This is a genomic window from Ramlibacter sp., assembly GCF_035554825.1.
Lineage (GTDB): Bacteria > Pseudomonadota > Gammaproteobacteria > Burkholderiales > Burkholderiaceae_C > Ramlibacter.
In genome coordinates this window covers 37,299-44,409 of the sequence record NZ_DATMHS010000083.1, presented here as the reverse complement: position 1 = coordinate 44,409, position 7,111 = coordinate 37,299, and the positions used below count along the sequence as shown (strand labels likewise).

Below are 7,111 nucleotides of genomic sequence, written 5' to 3'. Positions count from 1 at the left end.
AGCGCCTGGCTCATCAGGCGGGCCTGCAGGCCGGGCAGCGAATCGCCCATCTCGCCTTCGATCTCGGCCTTGGGCGTCAGCGCCGCCACCGAGTCGACCACGATCAGATCGACGGCGCCGGAGCGCACCAGGCTGTCGCAGATTTCGAGCGCCTGCTCGCCGGTGTCAGGCTGGCTGATCAGGAGGTCCGAGAGATTGACGCCCAGCTTCTGCGCGTACTGCACGTCCAACGCATGCTCGGCGTCGATGAAGGCGCAGGTGCCGGCCTGGCGCTGCATTTCGGCGATGACCTGCAGCGTCAGCGTCGTCTTGCCCGAGGATTCGGGGCCGTAGATCTCGATCACCCGGCCGCGCGGCAGGCCGCCGACACCGAGCGCGATGTCCAGGCCCAGGGAGCCGGTCGAAACCACCTGGATGTCCTCCAGCTTCTCGCCTTCGCCCAGCCGCATGATCGTGCCCTTGCCGAACTGCTTGTCGATCTGGGCCAGCGCGGCCTGCAGCGCCTTGGCCTTCTCGGTGTCGGCGGCGCCGAGGCGGGTTCCCTTGACTTGCGCGTCCATATGGGTGTTCTCCTTTGGGAATCAACGGGTTGTGTGCGTCTCATCCAGTGGGTTTGTTTCCAGCCTGGATGCTTGACCAGTACTCTAACGGCTCGCCTTGGAAAAAGTAAACGCATATTTTGGTCAGTTTGCCTTACCATCTCGCCGTGCCCCATCCTCCCCTGGACAACGCCTGGCGCCTCACGCACCTGGGCCGCCTGCTCGGCCACGCCATGCGCCGCTTCGACGAACGCGTGCTGGCGCTGATGGCTCACAACATCGACGTGCCGCTGGCGCTGTCCAACCTGGCCGCCCGCGCCCAGGTGAGCGCCGCCCACATCCACATCACCCGCCACCTCGCGCTGGAAGGCTCGCGCCTCACGGCGCTGGCACGCAGCGCCGGCATGAGCAAGCAGGCGATGGGCGACCTGGTGGGCCAGTGCGAAGCCTGGGGCCTGGTTTCGCGCCAGCCCGATCCGCGGGACGCCAGGGCCCGGCTGGTCTGTTTCACGGCCACCGGACTGGCCTGGCTGCAGGCGTTCCGCGACGCGGTGGCGCAGGCGGAAGCCGAATTCCGCCTGGAGGTCGGCGAGCAGGTGGCCACCGTGGTCGCGATCGGCCTGGAAGCATATGCCGGCGGCGCCGACCAGCCGCTGCCGCGCTATCCGGCCAGTGCCTGAGGCCCGCCGGCCGGCTCGACGGTCGCGTCGGCGCAACCGAGCAGCCACCGGCGAAAGCAATCCAGCGCGTGGCGCTGGCTGCGCCGCTCGGGATAGCAGAACCAGTAGCCGAGATCGCTGCGATAGCCGCCGCCCGGCAGCGGCTCGCGCACCACGCCGGCCGTGATCTCGTCCTGCACCAGGCAGCGCGGCACCAGCGCCACGCCCATCCCGGCCATCACCGCGCGGATCATGGTCTGGAACTGGTCGAACTGGGGCCCGGCGAGCGGATCCAGGCCGCCGACGCCGTGGGTCTCGCTCCAGCGCTGCCACGCCTCCGGCACCGTGACGTGCCACAGCAGCGTGTGCTGCGCCACGTCGGCGGGCGCCTCGATCCGCCAGGCGGCGGTGGCCAGCCGCGGCGCGATCAGCGCCACGTCCTTGCCGGTCAGGTAGTGCGCCTGCGCACCCGGCCAGTGGCCTTCGCCGAACAGGATGGAGCAATCGAGTTCCGGCCGCTCGAAGTCGTAGCTGTGGACATAGGGCACGAACTGCAGCGTGATCTGCGGGTGCAACTGCTGGAACATGGGCAGCCGCGGAATCAGCCACTTGGCGCCGAACGTGGGCAGGCTCGACAGGTGCAGCACGCCGGCGCCTTCGTCGCTCGTGATCAGCTCCAGGGTCGCGGCTTCCAGCTGCCCGAGCAGCGCGCGCACGGTCTTCTCGTAATGTTCGCCGGCCGGGGTCAGCGCGAGCCGCTTGCGGGCTCGCCCGAACAGCGGCACGCCAACCCAGGCCTCGAGTTCCTTGATCTGCTTGCTGACGGCGCTCTGCGTCAGGTGCAGGGCCTCGGCCGCGCGCGAGACGCTGCCGAACCGCACGACCGCGGAGAACGAGCGCAGCAGGTGCAGCGGCGGCGAGAGGCGGCGCAGGGACAAGGATTCGCCCTAAAACATTCCGAGCCGGAATGTTATCAGCTCCATCAATCGATTTTCAAGTGGCCGCAAATACAATACTCTTTGCAGTAACTGAGAGGAAATCCCCCCAAATGCAACGCCGCTCCCTGCTCACCGGCATCGCCGCCATGACTGTCGCTCCTGGAATATCCTTCGCCCAGGACGGCAAGCCCCTGCACATCATCGTTCCGTTCCCGCCCGGCGGCGCGACCGACATCACGGCCCGCAGCCTGCAGGACCCGCTGTCGCGCATCCTGAAGCAGCCCGTGATCCTCGACAACCGCGGCGGCGCCGGCGGCTCCATCGGCATGGCCGAGGCGGCGCGCGCCAACCCCGATGGCCTGACCTTTGCCGTCGCCACCCTGTCCACCCACGGCGTGAACCCGGCGGTGTATCGCCGGCTGCCCTACGACCCGATCAAGGACTTCGTCGGCGTGACGGAAATCGTCAAGGCGCCCGGCCTGATGGCGATGAACGCGAATGCGCTGCCGGTCAAGAACTTCGCCGACCTGGTGAAGTACCTCAAGGCCAATCCGGGCCGCGTGTCGTATGCGACGCCCGGCAACGGCACCATCGGCCACATGTGGGGCGAGCTGTTCAAGAGCAGCACCGGCACCTCGATGGTCCACATCCCCTACCGCGGCACCGGTCCGGCCATCAACGACGTGATCGGCGGCCAGGTGGCGGTGTATTTCGACCAGGTGGCTTCCTCGCTGCCGCACATCAAGTCCGGCAAGCTGCGCGCCCTCGCCGTCTCGTGGCCCACCCGCCTCGACGTGCTGCCCGACGTGCCGACCTACGCCGAACTCGGCTACCCGATCAACAACGATCCGTCCTGGTTCGGCCTGGTCGCCCCGACCGGCACGCCGGCCGCCGCCGTCCACCGCATGCAGCAGGCGGTGGTCCAGGCGCTGAAGGAGCCGGCCGTGCGCGAGCGCCTGGCCGGCCAGGGCCTGTATCCCTCCGGCACCACGCCCGACGCGTTCACCGCGCAGGTCGGGCGCGAGATCGCCAAGATGAAGAAGGTCGCGGCCTACGCCAAGGTCTTCCTCGACTGATCCAGGGGCCTCGCGCCCCTTCCTGCCTTGCACGCTGCACTCAAATTGATTCACGAACGCTTCCAGCCCACGCTGCAGGCGGTGGCCGGCGCGCCGGCCGCCGCGTCCGCGGCCGGCACGGTGAGCCGGATCGCCGGCACCACGCCGCTGGTGCTCGATTCGCCGCATAGCGGCACCGACTACCCGGACGACTTCGCGCCCGCCCTCGACCTGGCAACGCTGCGCCGGGCCGAGGACACCCACGTCGAGAAGATCTACGACTTCGCGCCGGCGCTCGGCGCGGCCTGGATCGAGGCGCACTTCCCGCGCATCTACCTCGACGCCAACCGCGACACGACCGAGCTCGACACCAGCCTGCTCGACGGCGAATGGTGCGAGCCGATCGCCACCGACCCGGCGATGCTGTCGAAGATCCGGCTCGGCAAGGGCCTGATCTGGAAATTCACCGACGAAGGCGTTCCGGTCTACCAGCGACAGCTGACCGTCGACGAGGTCCGGCGCCGCATCGAGCGCTGCTGGCGCCCGTACCACGCGGCGGTCCAGCAGGCGATCGAGGCCGCGCACCGCCGCCACGGCTACAGCATCCACATCAACTGCCATTCGATGCCGGCCGTCTCGGCCAGCCACGCCACGAATTTTCCGGGGCTGGTCCATCCGGACTTCGTGGTCGGCGACCGCGACGGCAGCAGCGCCGCGGCGGCCGTGTCGCACCTGATCTGCGATCACCTGCGCGGGCGCGGCTACAGCGTCTCGTACAACCACCCGTACAAGGGCGTGGAGCTGCTGCGCCGCTACGGCGATCCGGCGCGAAACCGGCACAGCATCCAGATCGAGCTCAATCGCAAGATCTACATGGACGAAGAGACGCTCGCCATCAAGCCGGACGGCATGGCCCGGGTGCGCGAGGACCTGCAGGACCTGATGCGCATCCTGCTGGCGACGGATCCGCGCGACGCCGCGCCGCGCTGACCGGCCGGTCGGCGGTCCGCGGATGGCCGCCTAGAATCTCCCGAGGGGACGCCGCCGGAGCGCGCCCCGCCGGGAGGCCGCGATGCGCATTCTCATTGCCGAAGACGACCAGGTTCTCGCCGACGGCCTGCTGCGCAGCCTGCGCGCCTCGGGCGCCGCCGTGGACCATGTGGCCAGCGGCACCGAGGCCGACGCCGCCCTGCTCGCCAACAACAACTTCGATCTCCTCATTCTCGACCTCGGGCTGCCGCGGATGCATGGCCTGGAGGTGCTGCGCAAGCTGCGCGGCCGCGGCTCGACGCTGCCGGTCCTGATCCTCACCGCCGCCGACGCCGTGGAGGAGCGGGTCAAGGGGCTGGACTACGGCGCCGACGACTACATGGCCAAACCCTTCAGCCTGCAGGAACTCGAGGCGCGGGTGCGGGCCCTGACGCGGCGCGGGATGGGCGTGTCCAGCAGCACGATCCGGCACGGCCCGCTGGTGTACGACCAGGCCGGCCGCATCGCCACCATCGACGGCAAGATGGTCGAGCTGTCGGCGCGCGAGCTGGGCTTGCTGGAAGTGCTGCTGCAACGCGCCGGCCGCCTGGTCAGCAAGGACCAGCTGGTGGAGCGGCTGTGCGAATGGGGCGAGGAGGTGAGCACCAACGCGATCGAGGTCTACATCCACCGGCTGCGCAAGAAGATCGAGAAGGGGCCGATCCGCATCGCCACCGTGCGCGGGCTCGGCTACTGCCTGGAGAAAATCCAGTCCTGACATGAGCCAGCCCCCCCGCCAGCGGACCGTGCCGGAGCGCTGCCCGTGAAGATCTTCCAGCGCGAGCAGCGCTCGCTGTTCGGGGAAATCCTGGACTGGATGCTGACCCCGCTGCTGCTGCTGTGGCCGGTCAGCCTGGCGCTCACCTGGCTGGTGGCGCAGAGCATCGCCGGCAAGCCCTTCGACCGGGCGCTGGAATACAACGTGCAGGCCCTGGCCCAGCTGGTCACCGTCAGCCAGCAGCGGGTGGTGTTCAACCTGCCGCAGCCGGCGCGCGAACTGCTGCGGGCCGACGACTCGGACATGGTGTACTACCAGGTGCTGGGCGCGCGCGGCGAGCTGCTCTCCGGCGAGCGCGAGCTGCCGCTGCCGCCCGACGACGAGCCGCCGCACGTGGGCGAGGTGCGGCTGCGCGACGACGAGGTGCGCGGCGTCGAGGTGCGGGTCGCCTACACCTGGGTGAAGCTGGACCTGCCCGGCGCGCAGCCGGCGCTGGTGCAGGTGGCCGAGACGCGCGAGAAGCGGTCGGTGCTGGCCACCGAAATCATCAAGGGCGTGATGCTCCCGCAGTTCGCCATCCTGCCGCTGGCGGTGCTGCTGGTCTGGCTGGCGCTGGTGCGCGGCATCAAGCCGCTGTCGCAACTGGAGGAGCGCATCCGCGCCCGCAAGCCCGACGACCTCAGCCCGCTGGACGAAAAGACGGTGCCGCTCGAGGTGGCGCCCCTGGTCTCCTCCGTGAACGACCTGCTGACGCGCCTGAAGGATTCGATCGCCACCCAGAAGCGCTTCCTGGCGGATGCGGCGCACCAGCTCAAGACCCCGCTCGCCGGCCTGCGCATGCAGGCCGACCTGGCGCAGCGCGAGGCGGCGAACGCCGAGGAGCTGAAGCAGTCGCTCAAGCAGATCGGCCGCTCCAGCATGCGCGCCACGCACACCGTCAACCAGCTGCTCGCGCTGGCCCGCGCCGAAAGCGGCGGCCAGATGATCGCGCGCCAGCCCTGCGATCTGGCGCGGCTCACCATCGACGCCGTGCGCGATTGCCTGCCGCGCACGATGGACCGCCACATCGACCTCGGCTACGACGGCGCCCAGCCCGGCGCGCCCGGCGTCCAGCTCGAGGGCAACCCGACGCTGCTCAAGGAAATGATCCGCAACCTGCTGGACAACGCCATCAGCTACACGCCTTCCAGCGCGCAGCAGCCCGGCGTGATCACGGCACGGGTGCTGGCCGACCCGTTCGGCCACGTGCTGCTGCTGCAGGTGGAGGACTCCGGCCCCGGCATTCCGGCGGCCGAGCGGGAACTGGTCTTCCAGCCGTTCTACCGGGCGCTGGGCACCAACGTCGACGGGTCGGGGCTGGGACTGCCGATCGTGCTGGAGATCGCGCGCCAGCACAGCGCCGAAGTCACGCTGGAGGATGCGCATCCGGGCCAGCCGCAACCGGGCACCCGGGTCAACGTGCGGTTCGCGCTGCACGTCGGCGCCGCGCCGCGCAGCGGGCTCGCCGCTCAGGGCGCCTGGTAGACGTTCAGCTGCAGGCGCTCGCGCGCGATCGCGCGGGCGACCGCCGGCAGTTGCGCGATCCGCTGCACATGGGCCCACAGCACCGGGCATGCCTGCGGGTCGTGGCCGGCGAAGCCGCCCCAGCGCAGCAGGGTCAGCGCGTAGGCGTCGAGCGGCCCGAACCGGTCGCCGCCCAGATACGCCCGGCCGGCGGCGGCCGCCTGCCCGGCCAGCGCCTCGATCTCGCCGAGCAGGGCGCCGTATTGCGCCGCGGCGTGCGCCTTGATCGCCGCCTGCGCCTGCGGGTCGACGGTGAACTTGAACGGCATGAACACGTGCGTGAAGGTCGGATGCACGGTGTTGTTCATCCAGGCCAGGGTCTCCAGCACCCGCACCCGCGCCAACGGCTCGCGCGGCAGGAACTCGCACTGCGGAAAGCGGTGGTCGAGCCACGTCACGATCGCCAGGATCTGCGTGATCACCTCGTCGCCGTCGACCAGCACCGGCACCTGGCCGCGCGGATTGATCGCGCGGTACTCGGGGCCTTGCTGCTCGCCCTTGTGCAGCTTCACCAGCACCGGCTCGAATGGCGCGCCGGCGGCCTCCAGCAGCGCGTGCGGCACGAAGGAACAGGCGCCGGGGGCGAAATAGAGCTTGAGGGTCATCGCGT

General features: G+C 69.8%; 8 protein-coding genes. 5 read left to right on the top strand and 3 right to left on the bottom strand.

All coding sequences use genetic code 11. From position 1 onward, the window contains the following. On the bottom strand, window positions 1–560 hold a 560-nt coding region (locus tag VNT59_RS10870), incomplete at its 3' end, for an ATPase domain-containing protein (RefSeq protein WP_325498426.1). 146 nt (window positions 561–706) lie between these two features. Between VNT59_RS10870 and VNT59_RS10865 the strand changes: the two genes are divergently transcribed. After that, entirely contained in the window at window positions 707–1,219 is a 513-nt protein-coding gene (locus VNT59_RS10865) for a helix-turn-helix domain-containing protein (protein WP_325498425.1), read from the top strand. On the opposite strand, the gene VNT59_RS10860 is transcribed toward VNT59_RS10865, so the two are convergent. Beyond that, the gene (locus VNT59_RS10860) at window positions 1,201–2,136 is read right to left on the bottom strand and encodes a LysR substrate-binding domain-containing protein (protein ID WP_325498424.1); all 936 of its coding nucleotides are present in this window, start codon (window positions 2,134–2,136) and stop codon (window positions 1,201–1,203) included. The genes VNT59_RS10865 and VNT59_RS10860 overlap by 19 nt on opposite strands. Before the next feature lie 110 nt (window positions 2,137–2,246). On the opposite strand from VNT59_RS10860, the gene VNT59_RS10855 reads away from it, so the two are divergent. From VNT59_RS10855 to VNT59_RS10840, 4 genes are all read left to right on the top strand, one after another. Further along, a complete protein-coding gene (locus VNT59_RS10855) occupies window positions 2,247–3,212 on the top strand; it encodes a tripartite tricarboxylate transporter substrate binding protein BugE (protein WP_325498423.1) in 966 nt (321 codons plus the stop codon). A gap of 27 nt (window positions 3,213–3,239) precedes the next feature. Continuing rightward, complete coding sequence (locus tag VNT59_RS10850) at window positions 3,240–4,181, top strand: N-formylglutamate amidohydrolase (RefSeq protein ID WP_325498422.1); 942 nt, start codon at window positions 3,240–3,242, stop codon at window positions 4,179–4,181. Between the two features lie 82 nt (window positions 4,182–4,263). After that, window positions 4,264–4,938, top strand: a complete 675-nt coding sequence (locus VNT59_RS10845) for a response regulator transcription factor (RefSeq protein WP_325498421.1) — start codon at window positions 4,264–4,266, stop codon at window positions 4,936–4,938. Window positions 4,939–4,983: 45 nt separating this feature from the next. Further along, window positions 4,984–6,462 carry a sensor histidine kinase gene (locus VNT59_RS10840; RefSeq protein WP_325498420.1) on the top strand — a complete coding sequence of 493 codons (1,479 nt, stop codon included), beginning with the start codon at window positions 4,984–4,986 and terminating at the stop codon, window positions 6,460–6,462. On the opposite strand, the gene VNT59_RS10835 is transcribed toward VNT59_RS10840, so the two are convergent. Continuing rightward, window positions 6,447–7,106, bottom strand: a complete 660-nt coding sequence (locus VNT59_RS10835) for a glutathione S-transferase family protein (RefSeq protein WP_325498419.1) — start codon at window positions 7,104–7,106, stop codon at window positions 6,447–6,449. The genes VNT59_RS10840 and VNT59_RS10835 overlap by 16 nt on opposite strands. Between the last annotated feature and the right edge of the window lie 5 nt (window positions 7,107–7,111).